Origin of the sequence: Allobosea sp. RCC_152_1 (genome assembly GCF_041360765.1) — a bacterium.
GTDB lineage: Bacteria > Pseudomonadota > Alphaproteobacteria > Rhizobiales > Beijerinckiaceae > Allobosea > Allobosea spartocytisi.
The window spans coordinates 337,247-352,704 of sequence record NZ_JBFUPU010000001.1 but is presented as its reverse complement, the minus strand read 5'-3'; the positions used below and the strand labels follow the sequence as shown (position 1 = coordinate 352,704).

At 66.7% G+C, this 15,458-nt stretch carries 10 protein-coding genes and 1 pseudogene; 4 read left to right on the top strand and 7 right to left on the bottom strand.

Annotated features, from left to right (window positions below; all coding sequences use genetic code 11):
- Window positions 1-5 precede the first annotated feature (5 nt).
- The 3 genes from AB6806_RS01610 to AB6806_RS01600 are packed head-to-tail and all read left to right on the top strand — an operon-like array spanning window position 6 to window position 3,154.
- A complete protein-coding gene (locus AB6806_RS01610; protein ID WP_113253165.1) occupies window positions 6-896 on the top strand; it encodes an ABC transporter permease subunit in 891 nt (296 codons plus the stop codon).
- A gap of 30 nt (window positions 897-926) precedes the next feature.
- Window positions 927-1,667 (top strand): glycerophosphodiester phosphodiesterase family protein, encoded by a 741-nt coding sequence (locus AB6806_RS01605; protein ID WP_142020366.1) that lies wholly within the window; start codon window positions 927-929, stop codon window positions 1,665-1,667.
- 2 nt (window positions 1,668-1,669) lie between these two features.
- Entirely contained in the window at window positions 1,670-3,154 is a 1,485-nt protein-coding gene (locus AB6806_RS01600) for a mannitol dehydrogenase family protein (RefSeq protein WP_370953984.1), read from the top strand.
- Window positions 3,155-3,261: 107 nt separating this feature from the next.
- Here AB6806_RS01600 and AB6806_RS01595 read toward each other — a convergent pair.
- From AB6806_RS01595 to AB6806_RS01570, 6 genes and pseudogenes are all read right to left on the bottom strand, one after another.
- Window positions 3,262-3,584, bottom strand: a pseudogene (locus AB6806_RS01595) (integrase core domain-containing protein); the annotation flags it as partial.
- Between the two features lie 237 nt (window positions 3,585-3,821).
- Window positions 3,822-4,754: an N-carbamoyl-D-amino-acid hydrolase gene (locus AB6806_RS01590; RefSeq protein ID WP_142020364.1), complete on the bottom strand. Its 933-nt coding sequence runs from the start codon at window positions 4,752-4,754 to the stop codon at window positions 3,822-3,824.
- Between the two features lie 25 nt (window positions 4,755-4,779).
- On the bottom strand, window positions 4,780-5,445 hold the full coding sequence (locus AB6806_RS01585; RefSeq protein WP_113253162.1) for an amino acid ABC transporter permease: 666 nt from the start codon (window positions 5,443-5,445) through the stop codon (window positions 4,780-4,782).
- Window positions 5,445-6,119, bottom strand: coding sequence for an amino acid ABC transporter permease (locus AB6806_RS01580; protein WP_142020363.1), 675 nt, complete (start codon window positions 6,117-6,119; stop codon window positions 5,445-5,447). Before AB6806_RS01580 ends, AB6806_RS01585 begins: the two co-directional genes overlap by 1 nt.
- 4 nt (window positions 6,120-6,123) lie before the next feature.
- Window positions 6,124-6,867, bottom strand: coding sequence for an amino acid ABC transporter ATP-binding protein (locus AB6806_RS01575; RefSeq protein ID WP_142020362.1), 744 nt, complete (start codon window positions 6,865-6,867; stop codon window positions 6,124-6,126).
- A gap of 38 nt (window positions 6,868-6,905) precedes the next feature.
- Complete coding sequence (locus AB6806_RS01570) at window positions 6,906-7,736, bottom strand: transporter substrate-binding domain-containing protein (RefSeq protein ID WP_133561820.1); 831 nt, start codon at window positions 7,734-7,736, stop codon at window positions 6,906-6,908.
- A 137-nt stretch (window positions 7,737-7,873) separates the two neighbouring features.
- Between AB6806_RS01570 and AB6806_RS01565 the strand changes: the two genes are divergently transcribed.
- Entirely contained in the window at window positions 7,874-8,782 is a 909-nt protein-coding gene (locus tag AB6806_RS01565; protein ID WP_248312404.1) for a LysR family transcriptional regulator, read from the top strand.
- Between the two features lie 190 nt (window positions 8,783-8,972).
- Here AB6806_RS01565 and AB6806_RS01560 read toward each other — a convergent pair whose 3' ends face one another.
- Entirely contained in the window at window positions 8,973-15,458 is a 6,486-nt protein-coding gene (locus AB6806_RS01560; protein WP_370953983.1) for an autotransporter domain-containing protein, read from the bottom strand.

Below are 15,458 nucleotides of genomic sequence, written 5' to 3'. Positions count from 1 at the left end.
CGGCGATGAACGAGCGCACCCCCGTCATCGATGCTCTCTGCCACCTGATCCTGCTGGTGGGCGCCGCGCTCGTCTGCCTGCCGATCTATTTCGTCTTCGTCACCGGCTCGCTCTCGCAGCAGGAGATCATGCGCGTGCCGATGTCCTGGCTGCCCGGCAGCCAGTTTCTGGCGAACATGCAGACGGTGCTGAGCAATGCCAATTTCGGCCGATTGCTGCTCAACTCCTTCATCATCGCCATCGGTATCACCGTGGGGAAGCTCGCGGTCTCGGTCATCGCGGCCTTCGCCGTCACCTATTTCCGCTTCCCCTTCCGGATGACGGCCTTCTGGCTGATCTTCATGTCGCTGATGCTGCCGATCGAGGTGCGCATCGTGCCGACCTATGAATCCGCGGCGAATGTCGCGCTGCCGCTCAATATCCTCGGCTCCTGGCTCGGCATCAAGGCGCTGGTCGATCTCGACTGGAACCTGGTCAACACCTATTCCGGCCTGATCCTGCCGCTGATTGCGTCTGCGACCGCGACCTTCCTGTTCCGCCAGTTCTTCCTCACCATCCCCGACGAGCTCTGCGAAGCCGCCCGCATCGACGGCGCCACGCCCTGGCAGTTCTTCCGACTGATCCTGCTGCCACTGTCGCGCTCGAACATCGTGGCGCTGGCGATCATCCTCTTCCTGATGGGCTGGAACCAGTATCTCTGGCCGCTGCTGCTCACCACCGAGCCGGCCATGGCCAATGCCGTGATCGGCCTGAAGAAGCTGATGCCGCAAGGCGACTCGCTGCCGACCTGGCATCTCCTGATGAATGCGGCCTTCCTGACGATGCTGCCGCCGACCCTCGTCATCCTCATCCTCCAACGCTGGTTCGTGAAGGGGCTGGTGGATAGCGGCAAATAAACCGCCCACGGGCAAGCAAGGCTTTTCGACATGCGGATCATCGGTCATCGCGGCGCGCGCAACATCTGGGCGGAGAACAGCCTGAGCGGCTTCCGCAATGTCTGCGCTCTCGGCGTCGACGCCGTCGAGCTCGACGTGCATCTCTCGGGCGACGGCGAGATCATGGTGATCCACGATCCGCTGCTCGACCGCACCACCGACCATAAGGGCCCGGTCGCGCATCTCTCGCGCGCCGCGCTCGCCAAGGTGACGCTGGACGATACGCTGGGCGAGACGATCCCGACCCTGCCGGAGGTGCTCGATGTCTTCGGCCCGACCGGGATCGAGCTCGAGATCGAGATGAAGATGGATGCCTATGGCAATCCCTCTCCCGGCCTGCTCGACAAGGTCATCGCGCTGGTTGAAAGCCGAAAGATGTCATCGCGCGTGGTGCTGACCTGCTTCGTTCCGGAGGTGATCGAGGAGATCCGAACCAAGGCGCCGCATATGCGCCGGCTCGCCTCGGTCGACCGCCGCTCCTGCGAGGCCTTCGGCGGCGTAGACCGCACCTTGCAGCGCTTCGTCGACCTCGGCTGCATCATTGCCGTCGAACAATCCCTGCTGCGGCTCTGTGTCGATCGCGCCGTCGGCATCGTCGGACGCGACAAGCTCGGCGCCTGGGTGCCCAACACGGTGCGCGAGCTCGATTTCTGGCTCGGCCAGCCGATCTCGCAGATCACCAGCGACCGCCCCGATCTCGCCCTGCAATTGCGCGCTGCAAGGAAGGGTTGAGCATGGCGGTGCGCCTGTCCCGCGCGACGCTCGGGCAGCTCCGCCCGGCGGTCGGTATCCCCGGCTACCGACCGGAAGAGCTGAGCCCGGGCATCGTCCATATCGGCGTCGGCAATTTCCACCGCGCGCATCAGGCAGCCTATCTCGACGAATTGTTCGAGCGTGGGCGCGACCGTGACTGGGCGGTGGTGGGCACCGGCGTGCGGGAGAGCGATGCCGCGATGGGCCGCGATCTTGCCGCGCAGGATTTCCTGACCACGGTGGTGACGCAAGAGGCCGAGCGCTCGCAGGCGCGCGTTACCGGCGCGATGATCGATTTCGTGCGGCCCGGCGACAGCGCCGCGATCATTGAGCGCCTCGTCGATCCCCGCACGCGGATCGTCTCGCTGACCGTCACCGAGGGCGGATATTACATCGATCCGGCGACGCAAGCCTTCGATCCCGGCCATCCCGATATCGTGGCCGATGCCGCCGATCGCCTCGCTTCTCCGAAGACCGCTTTCGGCCTGATCGCCGCCGGGCTGCTGAAACGCCGCGCGGCCGGCTTGCAGCCCTTCACCGTGATGTCCTGCGACAACCTGCCGGGCAACGGCCATGTAACGGCCGACGCCGTTACCGGTCTTGTCGATCTCATCGATCGCGTCGACACACTCTGGATTCGGGAAAACGTCGCCTTTCCCGACAGCATGGTCGACCGCATCACGCCCGCCACCTCGGAGCGCGAACGCCAGTCATTGCGCGACGATTTCGGCATCGCGGACAGCCGCCCGGTCTTCTGCGAGGGTTTCCGGCAATGGGTGCTGGAAGATCACTTCCCGGCCGGACGCCCGCGTCTTGAGGACGTCGGTGTCCAGTTCGTCGCCGATGTCGCGCCCTTCGAGCTGATGAAGATCCGCATCCTCAATGGCGGCCACGCGGCGATCGCCTATCCCGCGGGCCTGCTCGACATCCATTTCGTCCACGAGGCGATGCAGGACGCCCAGATCGCCCGCTTTCTCTCGGCCTTGCTCGACGACGAGGTCATTCCGGTCGTGCCGCCAGTCCCTGATACCGATCTGGCCGACTACAAACGGACCATCGAGCAGCGCTTCGCCAATCCCAAGATCGGCGACACGATCCGCCGGCTCTGCCTGGACGGCTCCAACCGCCAGCCGAAATTCATCCTGCCGACGCTGCGCGATGCCTTGCGCGCGGGCACACCCATCGACGGGCTTGCGCTCGTCAGCGCTCTCTGGTGCCGCTACTGCTATGGCGAAACCGAAAGCGGGCAAGCCATTGGGCCGAATGACCCGGAGTGGTCGCGGCTCAACCGGCAGGCGCAACAAGCCAGATCCGCACCGGAAACCTGGCTGCAGATGCGGGACATCTATGGAAATCTGCCGGACGACCGGCGCTTCCGGAAGGCGTTCTGCCGGGCGCTGCAGAGAATCTGGCAGGCGGGAACACGTGCGAGCATCGATGACTATCTTGCATCGCGCAGCCCCTGATGGCCGAAGTTCAGGCGCACGCTCCAACCTCCGGTCCGAAGTCTGCATTCCGATCGAATCCGGAAGGATAAGTGGTCTGCCCCGATTGAGTGGTCCGGCTTCAACCAATGCATGGTCGGCTTCACGGCCACGCTTGACGGCGGCACGATAGGAGCCGGCGCCGGTGGCTTGTCGCCGAGCGAGGAGTACGGGCGCCTGGTGTTGTAGTACTGGCGCCAGCTCTCGATGGCAGCCTTCACTTCGGCGAGGCTGTGGAAGATTTCGCCGTTCAGAAGCTCGTCATGCAGCTTCGCGTTGAAGCTCTCGCAATAGCCGTTCTCCCACGGCGAGCCCGTCTCGATGAAGGCCGTCTTCGCTCCGACGGCTGCGATCCAGTCCCGCACGCTTGGGCGACGAACTTCGGGCCGTTGTCTGAACGCCCATGTCCCGGCGCAGCGGCAGGGGCACGGCCTCGACATGGTCCTGCGTTTCGACGCCGAAGGGACCTTCAGCCAGCGTCTCGCAGACGATTTCGGGACCGCCCGTGCGCGCGAAAGCCGCCAGCGCCTGGCGCAGCCCTTCGGTGACGGCCTCGTTCGAGTTCGGATTGGTGACGAGGATGCGACTCATGGTCTTTCTCCCCGAAAGGCTGCACCCTCGGCGGCCGGGCGTCCGGTCGATGCAGCGCTCACGCCTCCGGCGGCGGCACTGCACCGGTCTGGCTGGTGATGATGCCGTAATGCTCGATGCGGCGATGGCGGGCGAAATCGAAGATGGTAGATTTGCCGAAGGCCGTCTCATCGAGATCGCAGGCGTGCACCAGCAATTCGTCTCCCTCGGTCTTGGCCTCGGCGACGATCTCGCCATTGGGGTCGACGATCAGCGAGCCGCCGATCATGTGATGTCCGTCCTCGTCGCCGGCCTTGGCCACCGCTACGACCCAGGTGGCGTTCTGATAGGCGCCGGCCTGAACGCTGAGGCGGTTGTGGAAGAGGCGCTTTTCAGGGCCTTCTGCCCCGCGCTGCGAGTTCACCGAGGGGGTATTGTAACCGATCAGCACCATCTCGACGCCCTGCAGGCCCATGACGCGGTAGGTTTCCGGCCAGCGTCGGTCGTTGCAGATCGCCATGCCGAGCACGCCGCCGAGCGTGCGCCAGACCGGGAAGCCCAGGTCGCCCGGCTCGAAATAGCGCTTCTCGAGATGCTGATGCGTGCGCTCAGGGTCGTATTCGGCGTGGCCGGGCAGATGGATCTTGCGGTATTTGCCGACGATGGCGCCGCTCTTGTCGGTGAGAATGCTGGTGTTGAAATGATGCCCGTCCGGCGTCTTCTCGGCATAGCCAAAGGAAATCGCGATGCCGTGTTCGCGCGCCCGGTCGAACAGGGCTTGCGTCGCTGGGCCGGGCATCGCGTCCTCGAACCAGATGTCGGCCTCGGCGCGGTCCTCATGATACCAGCGCGGGAAGAAGGTCGTCAGCGCCAACTCGGGATAGACGACCAGATCGGCACCCTTCTCCCTGGCTTCGTCGAGAAGCGCGACCATGCGGGCGATGACCGCCTCGCGGCTGTCAGCCTTCTGGATCGGGCCCATCTGGGCGGCGGCGACGGTGAGCATGCGCATGGCGCGTCCTTTCAGTGATGGCCGCTCAGCGGGCGGCGGCGTGTTCGAGGCGGCTGACGAGCCTCACCGCCGGCCAGAGCAGCGCGAAATAGATCAGCGCGGCCAGCACGATCGGCGAGGCGTTGAAGGTGAGAGAACGGGCCATGTCGGCCGAGTAGAGCATCTCCTGCAGCGAGACGACGCTGGCGAGCGAGGTGAGCTTCACCACCTCGACCGTGTTCGAGACGAGGTCCGGCAGCACGTTGCGCAGGCCCTGCGGCAGGATGACCCAAGTGAAAGCCTGGTCCGCCCTCAGGCCGGTCGAGCGTGCCGCCTCCCACTGCCCGGCGGGGACGCTCTCAATGCCCGCGCGGATGATTTCGCCGTAATAGGCGGCGTTGTTGAGGAAGAAGGCAATCACGACCGCCGTGAGCGGCGAGATGCGCAGGCCGAGAAAAGGCAGCCCCGAATAGACGAGGATCAGCACCACGAGCGGGGGCAAGGCACGCATCAGGTCGACGAGCAGCGTCACCGAAACCCGCAGGGCGCGAACCGTGGATCGGCTGGCCAACGCCACCAGCACGCCGCCGATGAGGCCCATCGGGATGACGATCAGGCAGATGAGCAGCGTGGTCTTCAAGCCCTGCACCACCAGCGGCAGGGCCTTGCCCATGATCTCGAGATTGAAGAACTGCTGGAGGAGCACGTCCATTACTGGCGCCTCCAGGCAAAGCGGCTCTCGATCAGCCGACCGAGGCCGATGATCGGGATGAAGAGCAGGAGATAGGCGAAGGCACCCACCAACAGCGGCGTCGCATTGCCCGAGAAGGAGACCGCCGTCGTCGCCTGGTTGATGATCTCCGGCACGCCGATCACCGTTCCCAGTGCGGTGTTCTTGGTGATGGCGATGGTGCGGTTGGTCAACGGCGCCACGGCGAGGCGCAGCGCCTGCGGCAGGACGACGTAGAGAAGTGTCTGGGTCTCGGTCAGCCCGGTCGAGCGGGCAGCCTCGTGCTGGCCGCGTTTCACTGCGATCAGCCCGGCCCAGACGATCTCCTCGGCAAAGGCGGCCAGCACCAGCGAGAGCACGAGCCAGAGCACTGCGAAGCTCGGCAATTCGATGCCGATATTGGGCAGGCCGAAGAAGATCAGCAGCACGAGCACGAGCGGGGGCACCGCGCGGAAGAGATCCACGAAGAGCATCAGCGGCCAGGCGAACCAGCGGCCGGCCCGCCAGCGCAGCACCGCGAGCGCCAGGCCGAGCAGCAGGCCGGTCACGACCACGAGCGCCGCGATCTCGATCGTCACCACCAGCCCACTCAGGATCGCCGGCCAGGTGGTGGCGATGAGCTTGGCGTTGAGGAAGCTGTCGAGGAAGCGATCCATGGCGCTACCGGGCAACCTCGGAGACGAAGGCGCGGGTGCGCTCCTGCCGTGGCGAACCGAAGATCTGCTCCGGCGGGCCCTGCTCGACGATGACGCCACCATCCATGAAGACGACGCGGTCGGCCGCCTCGCGAGCGAAACGCATCTCGTGGCTGACGACCAGCATCGTCATCCCGGCGGCGCGCATATCGCGCATCGCCTGCAGCACCGAGCCGACGAGTTCGGGGTCGAGCGCCGAGGTCGGCTCGTCGAACAGCATCAGCCCAGGCTCCAGCGCCGAGGCGCGGGCAATGGCGACACGCTGCTGCTGGCCGCCGGAGAGTTCGCCGGGGTAGGAAGCGGCCTTATGCGCCAGGCCGACGCCCTCCAGCGCGGCCATGCCGATGCGCTCCGCCTCGGCGCGGGGCTTCTTCAGAACCTTGCGCAGCGCCAGCGTGACGTTCCCCAGCGCGGTCATGTGCGGGTAGAGGTTGAAGGACTGGAAGACCATGCCCATGCGCCGGCGCAGCGCGTTGATGTCGATCCTGTCTGCCAGCACCTCCTGCCCGCCGAACCAGATCGAGCCGCCGCTGGCCTCTTCCAGCCGGTTGCAGCAACGCAACAGCGTGCTCTTGCCGGAGCCGGAAGGGCCGATGAGGAAGACGAGTTCGCCGGGCGAGACGGCAAGGTCGATGCCCTTCAGCACCTCGATCGTGCCGAAGCTCTTGTGCAGGCCGCGGATGTCGAGCAGCGGATGCGGCGGGCGCATGGTGCCGGTTCCGCCGGCCGACAGTTCGCTCGCCTCGCTCACTTGCAGGCGGGGGTATGCGCCGTGGCATCGTAGCCCGGCATGTCGGGCACGCCATAACCCGGGAACGGGGTGATGGCGGCGGAGCCGGCGGCCGGTTTGGTGCCGAACCATTTTTCATGAAGAGCGGCCATGGTGCCGTTCGCCTTCAGGCACTCGATCGCCTGATCGAGCTCGTTGCGCAGCGGCGCGGAATCCTTGCGCAGCGCGACGGCCCAGACCAGCCCGGTCGAATAGGTGTAGGAGAGCTGGATCTGCGGATTGCTCTTGGCGGCCCATTGGATGACGGTGTTGCCGGCCACATTGGCATAGGCACGGCCCGAAATCACCGCCTGGACGGCATCGGTCTGCGTGCCGAACGACTCGACCTTCCAGCCGATCTTCTCCTCCAGGCCGCGCGCCCAGCTGTCATAGGCCGAACCCTTGTTGACCGAGATCACCTTGCCCCTCAGCTCTTCGAGCGCGGTGATCGGCGGCGCGCCCTTCTTCGTGATGAACTGGAAGTCGGTATTGAGATAACCTTCGGTGAAAAGCAGGCTTTCGGCGCGCTCCTTGCTGACCGTCACCGGCGCGACGATGAAGTCGTAGGTGCCAGCCTGCAGGGCCGGGATCAGCCCGGAAAACTGGGCGGCATCGACCGTCACCGTCTTGCCGAGCTGCTTGCCGATAGCCTCGGCCAGATCGACGTTGAAGCCCTCGATGCCGCCGGAGAGCTTGGGCATGGCGTGGGGCGCGAACGTGCCATCGACGGCGGTCTTCAATGTCGTCTGCGCCATCGCGGCGGGGGCGAGCAGCAAGGTCAGGCCGATGGTGGCAATTCTGGCGAACATGGCGCGCTCCTGGGAACGGGAAACCGCAGGATAGTCAGCGCCGGAAAGCCGCCACAATATCAGATCTAGAAAAATCACTAGGCCCTCTATCAATCCAATTTATACTGCCTGCGATCTGCCCAGCGGAGCCGGCCGACATGCTGAATTTGCGGCAACTCGAGATCTTTCGGGAAGTCATTCGCTGCCAAACGACAGTGGCGGCGGCGCAGGGGCTGGCCTTGTCGCAGCCGGCGGTGAGCACCGCGGTCAAGCAGATGGAACGGCAGCTCGGCTTCCAGCTGTTCCAGCGGCAGGGCAACCGGCTGATCCCGACGCCGGAAGCTCTCGAGATGTATCGCGACAGCGATCCCATCTTCTCGATGGTCCAGTCCTTCTCGCGCAAGGTCGCAGCGCTGCGCGACACGCGCAGCGGCTCGCTGCGGCTTCTCGCGACGCCCCCGATCGCCAATGCGCTGGTGCCACGCGCTTTGGCGCGCTTCGCCAGCCGCCGGCCGGAGCTGCATGTCGATTTCGACGTGCGCCGTACCGATGGCGTCATCGAAGGGCTGGAGAGCGGCGCAGCCGATCTCGGGGTCTCGCTGGAGCCCTATGCGAGGCCGGGTTTGGAGGCGGAGCTGATCGGTGCCGGCCAGATGGTCTGCGCCATGACGCCCGACCATCCGCTAACCGCCAAGAGCGAGATTTCTCCTGCCATGCTCTCCGGCCACCGGATGATCGGCTTCGAGCCGGGCGCGCGGCTCGGGCTGCTGCTGCAGCGGGATTTCTTCGCCGGTGCGCGCCCGCCCTGCCCGATCGAGGTGCGCTACAGCAATACGGCCTGCCTGCTGGCCGAGGCCGGGCTCGGCGTGGCGCTGGTCGATTCCTTCACCGCGATCAGCGGCAGCCGCTACCGGCTGGAAGTGCGGCCCCTCAGACCGCGTGTCTCGGTCGAGGCCTATGCGCTCTATCAGAAGGCCCGCGCGCCCAAACGGCTCGTCCGAGCCTTCATCGACGAGCTGAAGAAGGCGGTTCGCCCCGCCTTTTTGGAGACCAGCGAAGATCGCTGAAGTCGCAGAAGCGCGCGTTGCTCGGCTGGCCCGTGAGAAGCGTCGGCTCCGGACGGCCCACGGTCGCGGCCGCCAGCCAGAGGCGATCCGCTTCTGACGCAGCACCGACCGAGCGCGAATGCCAGGAGCGGAAGCTCATCTGATGCCGCGAACCAGACATTGCGGCGGATGGCAGTACATGCTGGTGGCATCAGAACTTGACTGCGAGCCGGGCATTAAAGGCATGATCGGTCGCGCGCGACGCGAGTTGCCCGTCATAGGACAGCCCGATTTCGGCTTCCGGTGACAGATTCAGCGCGAGGCCGGTGCTGACGACCAACGCGTCGCGGGCGATCGGAGCGCCTGCGATCGAGAACGGCGCGCCGCCGGAGAAGGCCTGGAGCGACAATGGGGTGACGTCACCCGTTGCGTGCCGCCAGCCGAGCGTGCCGCTGATCCGCGCGACGCTGTTGCCGAGATCGAAGCTCATCTGAGCGCGCAGGCCGAGCGTGGCGAAGGCGACGGCCGTGGTCTGCACCCTGGCGGTAAGCGCTGCGACGCCGCCTGTCTCGGTGAAGCCGGCGCTACGGAGATTGACATAGGCGAGATTGACGAAAGGCTCGATGGTGGCCCGCCCGAGGTCGAAGCGATAGGCGATCTCACCGAAAGCCTGCAGGCTGCGGGCGCCGTAATCGGAGCGCAGCTCCTCGCCGAAGCCGGAGAATACGGCGCTGCGCCGGGTGTCCAGCTCATGCCAGGCATAGGTGACCCCGCCACTCAGCCGGAAGCGGTCGAGTTCAGCTCCGCCATAGAGGCCGATATGGTAATTGTCCGCCTCGCCGCGGGAGCGACGCCGAGCGATCTCGAAGGTCGAGCGCGAGTAGCCCGCCACGACGCCCAGCCGCGCCTCCGACGCCACCGGAACATCGAAACCGGCAAGCAGGCCACCGCTTGAGCGTGTGAGGGAGGCGGCGTTGCCGTCGCCGCGTGTCTGGCCCCAGGAGCCGAAGCCACGCGCCCACAAGGCAAAGCCCTCGCTTACCCCCGCCGCGACCGCCCCGTGGCTGGAAGCATAGGCCAGTGTCGCGATCCGCGGCGCGCCAATCCCGTCGAAGGCGGCACGAATCCGGTCCGACACCGCGTTGCGAACCTCCTGGCTGCCCTCGATCAGCACCGTCTTGGCCGACGCATGGATCTCGCCCGACAAGCTGTCATAGGAGCGCCGGGCCTCGCCCTCGTCGCGCAGTTGCGTGAAGCTCAGCCATAACGGGTTGGCATCACCCAGACTTTCCAATCCGAGAGCCGTCTGGGCCTGGTTGCGCGTTTGCGCGATCGCGGCGAACGGCAAGTCGTTACGCAGCAGGGTCAGCCTGACATTGTTGGTGTCGTATTCCAGCCTCGGATCGAGGAAGAGGAAGTTGGAACTGACATCGTCGAAGCGACCCTCGACGCCCTGACCGGCCGTCAGGATGGTGTAACGCTGGTTCGCCCAATAAGTGCCGTCCTCGCCGATATGGACCACCGAGCCGCCCGAGAGCCGCGCCTTGCCGCTGGCACGGATCAGGTCGCTCGACGAGCCACCCGGGCTGACCTCGACCGCATAGGTCGCGCCATGCTCGAAGCGGATGTCGCCGGAGACGGTGAGCGTGCCGATCGAATTGCCCGGGGCGATGGTCGCACCGGCATGGATCGTGGTCGGCCCGACGGTGCCGTTGCCTTGCAACCGACCGCCGGACAGGACATCGAGCCCGCCGCCGAGCGCGCCGTTGACGATGAGCGTGCCTGCGGACACCGTGGTCGAGCCGGAGAAGCCGGAGCTGTCGCCGGTCAAGGCAAGGGCTCCGCCGCCGGCCTTGGTGAAGCTGCCGGTGCCGGACAACACCCTCGCCAGGCTGGCATCGTTTCGCTGGTTGAAGACGACCGCGCCGTTATTGGCGATATCGCCGGAGATCGATGCGGCGTCGCCGATCAAGGTGCCGGCGGTAACAAGCGTGTTGCGATAAGAGTTCGTCCCGCTCAGCGTCAGGGTGCCCGCGCCGGCCTTGATCAGATCGCCATAACCGTAGACGCCGCCTGTCAGCGTCGCATCGTGGCCGTTGGTGTCGACCGTGCCATTGCCGATCAGCAGCATGGTGCGATCGGTATTGAACGAGGCACCGAACCGCAGCGCTCCACCCAGGAAAGTAACGGCCGTTCCGCCGGCGCCCAGATTGGCGTCGCGCGAGACCTGCAGGGTTCCGGCCTCGATCAATGTGCCGCCGGAATAGGAGTTCGTGCCGGTCAGGCTCGTCGTCCCGGAGCCGGACTGAAGGACGATGCCGGCGCCGGAGATGGCGCCACCGAAACTGTACAGGTTCGAGCGGTTGAAGCGCAAGACAGCGTCGTTTGAGACGTCGCCGGCGAGCTCGCCCGTCGTGCCGCCATCGCCGATCTGGAGCGTGCCGGCCGTGATCGTCGTGCCTCCGGCATGGTCAGCGCTGCCGGTCAAGGCCAGCGTTCCCCAACCCTCCTTGACCAGGTTGCCGCCACCACTGGTCGAGCCGTCGAGGACGAAACGCGTGCCGGCAGCGGTCTCGATCGTGCCGGTGCCGGCAAGCGTGACCGAGCGGCCGCTGGTGATGTCGGCCAGCGTCATCAGGCGGCCGCCGCCGTCGAAGGCGATGGCGGAAGCAGCACTGCCGAGATTGGCGTCGGCGACGATGGCGAGCGTGCCGTCGCGGATCACCGTGCCGCCGGAATAGCTGTTCGTGCCGGTCAGCAGCAATGCGCCGGGACCATCCTTCAGCAGGCGCCCCGCGCCGGTGATGGTTCCGGCATGGAGGCTGTCCTGCGCCTGATTGACGGTGAGGTCGGCGCCGCCCAGCGCGATCTCGCCGCCGGTGCTCGCCAGGAAGGCCATCGAGAGATCATGGCCGGCGAGGTCGAGCTTGCCGCCGGTCAGCATCCAATCGGTCATGGTCGGCAGGGCGCCAGCGCTGCCAGCCCTGATCGTGCCGGCAGTGAGCAGGGTGCCGCCCGCCCAGCTGTTGGTGCCGGTAAGGAGAAGCGTGCCGTCGCCCCATTTGATCAGGCCGCCGGCGCCGCCGACCGGGCCGGACAAAGTCAATGTGGTGCCGGCATCCGTCTCGATCGCGCCGGTGCCGCGCAGCGCGACGTTCCGGGTAGAGACGATGTCCGTCGTCGTGCGCAACGCGCCGCTGTCGAATGTCAGCCCGCCGCTGGCCGAGCCGAGATTGACGTCGGCCGAAACCTGCAACTTGCCACCCGATATGATCGTGCCGCCGCTGTAGCTGTTCGCGCCGTTTAGGATGAGCGTGCCGTCGCCGGTCTTCTCGAAACCGGCCGAGCCGGTGAGCGTTGCGTCGATCCGGGCCGTCTCGCCGTCGAGCACCCTGATTTCCGGCGTGGTGATGGTGATGCCGCCGCCGCTATAGCCATGCAGGTCGAGGCTGTCGCCGGTCAGCGTGTAGCTGCCGCCGGCAAATTGCAGCCCGACGGCGCCCAGCGCACCGTTGACGCTGTCGAGCGTGACGGTGCCCCCCGGACCCCGGAACACGCCATAGCCGCTGCCCCATTGCGTCGGCGTTACGCCGCCGAGGTCGAGCCAATTCTGATTGGTGGCAGTCCAGCTACCACTGGCGCCACCGGCCGATGTCGTGCCCCAGAGCTGCAGGATGTTGACGCCATTGGCGCCGACGAGCACGTCGACCTTGCCGCTTTGCGAGGTGTCGACGCTGTAATTGTAAGCGAACGGCCCGGTGTTGGGCACCGTCCCGACGGGGAGGCCACTACCGGACAGAGTTCCCGTATAGGTGAAGGCGCGGTGGTAGCCGAGCGCAGGCTGGGAGCTGCTGGCGAGATTCAACGTCCCGCCATTGAGGGCGAGGTTGCCGTTGACGCGCGTCGTCGCCGAGCCGGCGGCCGACGATCCGTAGCCATGCAGCCGGTAGTCGTAAGCGCTGCCGGAATTCAGCGTCAGCGTGCCATCGACGATGAGGCCGGCGGCATCCGAAGGCCGGAGGGTGCCCCCGCCATTGACGGTCACGTTGCCGTTGACCGTGAGCGCGTTCCAGCCGGAAGGCGCGAGCGTGCCGCCGTTGTTGACGGTCGTCGCGCCGATGCTACCACCGCCTTCGACCCGGCCTCCGCCATCAATGCTGACGGTGCCGCCGAGCCGTGCGCTGTCTGCCATCCGAAGCGTGCTGCCGGCGATTGTTGTCGGCCCTGAGAATCCCCCGCTATTGGCCGTGAGGATCGTCGTGCCGGCGCGGAAGTCGATCGCACCTGCGCCCGATACCGCTTTGGTGAATGTGTAGCCGCTGGAGGTGTGGTTGAAGACCAGACTGCCGGTGCCAGCACCGAATTGGATGTCGCTGTCGAGTGTCCCCGGTGCGGTCGCGGGTTGCCCGGCAGCCGCGCCGATATTGATGGTACCGACGCTGCCCAGGGTCTTGGCGACCTCGATGGTCCGGCCCCCGCCAGCGCCGGCTCGGCCGCCGTCGGCGACCGTAAGATCGGCGCGGCCGAAGTTCGCGACCGTGAACGTATCTGCCGTCAGGCTCGATGCGGCACCGGACACCAGAGCCGATGCCGTGCCGCCATCGCCGAGCACGAGACTGCCGGCTCCCAGATGCGAGCCGTTGCCGGTGATGCTGAACGTGCCATTCCCGCCGATTGCCGTTCCGGCCCTGATCGAGCCGGCGAGAACGGTGCCTCCGTCGGAGACTGTCAGGCCGCCCTGACCTTGATTGCCAACGACGAGCTGGCCGTCGGCGGTCCATTTCGCTCCAGCCCCCGTGACCGCGACGGCAGCGGTCGAACCCGCGCCGTTTGCGATCTGAGCATTCGTCGCGGTGAGCTGCGCTACTGCCGAGAAGGCGAGCGTTCCGGCATAGATCGCCATGTCGCCGCGAAAAGCCGTCGCAGCACCCGACAGGGTCCAGGTGCTCGCGCCGCCCTTGTTGAAATCCGAGAAGCCCAGATATTGCGAACCCAGTCCGCTGAGATCGAAGCTCGCATTCGCCGCGCCGCCGAGAATGAGCGTCGCATTGCTGCCGCCGACCACCTTGCCGACCAGATTATATCCCGCCTGCAGCTCGACCGAATTGCCGCTGCCGGTGAGGGCAATCGCCGCGCCTTGCGAGCCGGGAACAAAGCCCTGGCTGTCGCCGCCGCGCACCTCTCCGGCGATGATCAGGGATGTCCCGCCGCGCAGGACCTCGATGCCCGCGCCGCCATCTCCTCCGCGTCCGGCGGACGATTGGTCGCCGAGCCCGCCACGGCCCCCGGACAGTTGCGCGCCGTTTTGGATGGTGATGCTGGCCTGGCCGTCGACGAAAACTCCTGCGCCTCCGCCGCCTCCGAACCATGCACCGTCGACATCGCCACCGCCGCCGCCAGTCACGGTCCCGCCCACGGTGATGGTCGCAGGCCCGGCTACACGAATGCCGTCGCCTCCCCAGCCGGGCACAGCAAGATAGCCGGCCCTGCCACCCTTGCCGCCCAATGCATGGCTATCCGACGACAGCGAGATGATCGTGCTGCCGCCGCTTGTCGCGACGACCTCGATGCCGGCCCCGCCACGGCCGCCGTTTCCGTTTGTTCCGAAATTGCCGCGAGCGCCATCCGTCATGCCGCTATAGCCGTAGCTCGAGCCGCCATTGCCGCCGCCTCCGAGGCCGCCGCCGTCGCCGCCGTTGCCGCCCTGAGCGGTCGTCGCAAACAGGCTGATCTGTCGGCCGTAGAGCGAGAGCAGACCAGCACCGCCAGCACCGCCGTCTCCGCCCGAACCGCCGGGGCCGCCATCGCCCGGATACATGCGGATCGGCACACAGCCGCGGCCTCCCGGAAGGCAGGTTTGCGACACATAGGCCCCCGAGCCCGATCCTCCGTCGCCGCCGTCTCCGCCTCGGCCCCCATTGCCGCCCTGCAGAGTCGCATTCGTGGTCGTCACGACAAGGTTGGACGGCGCGACCCAATGAAACCCGACCGACGAAGGGCTGAAGACGAGCTCCTGCCCCGGCAAAGACAACCCCGCGGCACCGCCGCCGCCACCACCGCCGCCGCCTCCACCTGCGCCCCCATGTCCGATGAAGGGGTCTCTGTAGGAGTTGCCGCCGTTCGCCCCGGTTCCGCCATTGCCGCCATTGCCGCCGACCAGGTTGATCGTCTGGCTTGCCGTCAGCAATGCCCCGTAGAAATCGAGACCGAGGGCTCCCCCGCCACCGCCGCCGCCACTACCGCCATCATGTCCCGGGGCGCCGGCAGCGCCATGCGAGGGCGAGCCTCCTGCCGAACCGGACTGCCCGACATGGCCGAGATATCCGGGTGGAATGGACGGGAGTACGGATGAATTGCCGCTGATGTCTCCGCCGGCGCCACCACCATGGCCGGCCACGCCGCTGCCGCCCTTGCCGCCTGTGGATCCGCCGCTCGGCCGGGCATTGGCACCGCCCCCTCCGCCGCCACCACCGCCGGAATATTCGCCACCGAGGCTACCTGCCTGTCCCGTGGTGGGGCGACTGATGCCGTGGGCACCGCCGGCTCCTCCCTTTCCGCTGACTTGCCCCCAGGCGGGCAGCGCCAGCACGAGTGGCGCGCAGGATGAAGCTGTTCCTGCCAAAGCGAGCCAGACGCGCAGCATCGCGGTCGAGCAGGCGAAGCGGCTCGATCCGCGGACGGGACGGGACGCGGCCAT

Excerpts from the sequence above, each read along its gene's own strand:
- AB6806_RS01610 (WP_113253165.1), top strand. The coding sequence starts at position 6 with ATGAACGAGCGCACCCCCGTCATCGATGCTCTCTGCCACCTGATCCTG.
- AB6806_RS01605 (WP_142020366.1), top strand. The coding sequence starts at position 927 with ATGCGGATCATCGGTCATCGCGGCGCGCGCAACATCTGGGCGGAGAAC.
- AB6806_RS01600 (WP_370953984.1), top strand. The coding sequence starts at position 1,670 with ATGGCGGTGCGCCTGTCCCGCGCGACGCTCGGGCAGCTCCGCCCGGCG.
- AB6806_RS01590 (WP_142020364.1), bottom strand. The coding sequence starts at position 4,754 with ATGCGCATGCTCACCGTCGCCGCCGCCCAGATGGGCCCGATCCAGAAG.
- AB6806_RS01585 (WP_113253162.1), bottom strand. The coding sequence starts at position 5,445 with ATGGACGTGCTCCTCCAGCAGTTCTTCAATCTCGAGATCATGGGCAAG.
- AB6806_RS01580 (WP_142020363.1), bottom strand. The coding sequence starts at position 6,119 with ATGGATCGCTTCCTCGACAGCTTCCTCAACGCCAAGCTCATCGCCACC.
- AB6806_RS01575 (WP_142020362.1), bottom strand. The coding sequence starts at position 6,867 with ATGCGCCCGCCGCATCCGCTGCTCGACATCCGCGGCCTGCACAAGAGC.
- AB6806_RS01570 (WP_133561820.1), bottom strand. The coding sequence starts at position 7,736 with ATGTTCGCCAGAATTGCCACCATCGGCCTGACCTTGCTGCTCGCCCCC.
- AB6806_RS01565 (WP_248312404.1), top strand. The coding sequence starts at position 7,874 with ATGCTGAATTTGCGGCAACTCGAGATCTTTCGGGAAGTCATTCGCTGC.
- AB6806_RS01560 (WP_370953983.1), bottom strand. The coding sequence starts at position 15,458 with ATGGCCGCGTCCCGTCCCGTCCGCGGATCGAGCCGCTTCGCCTGCTCG.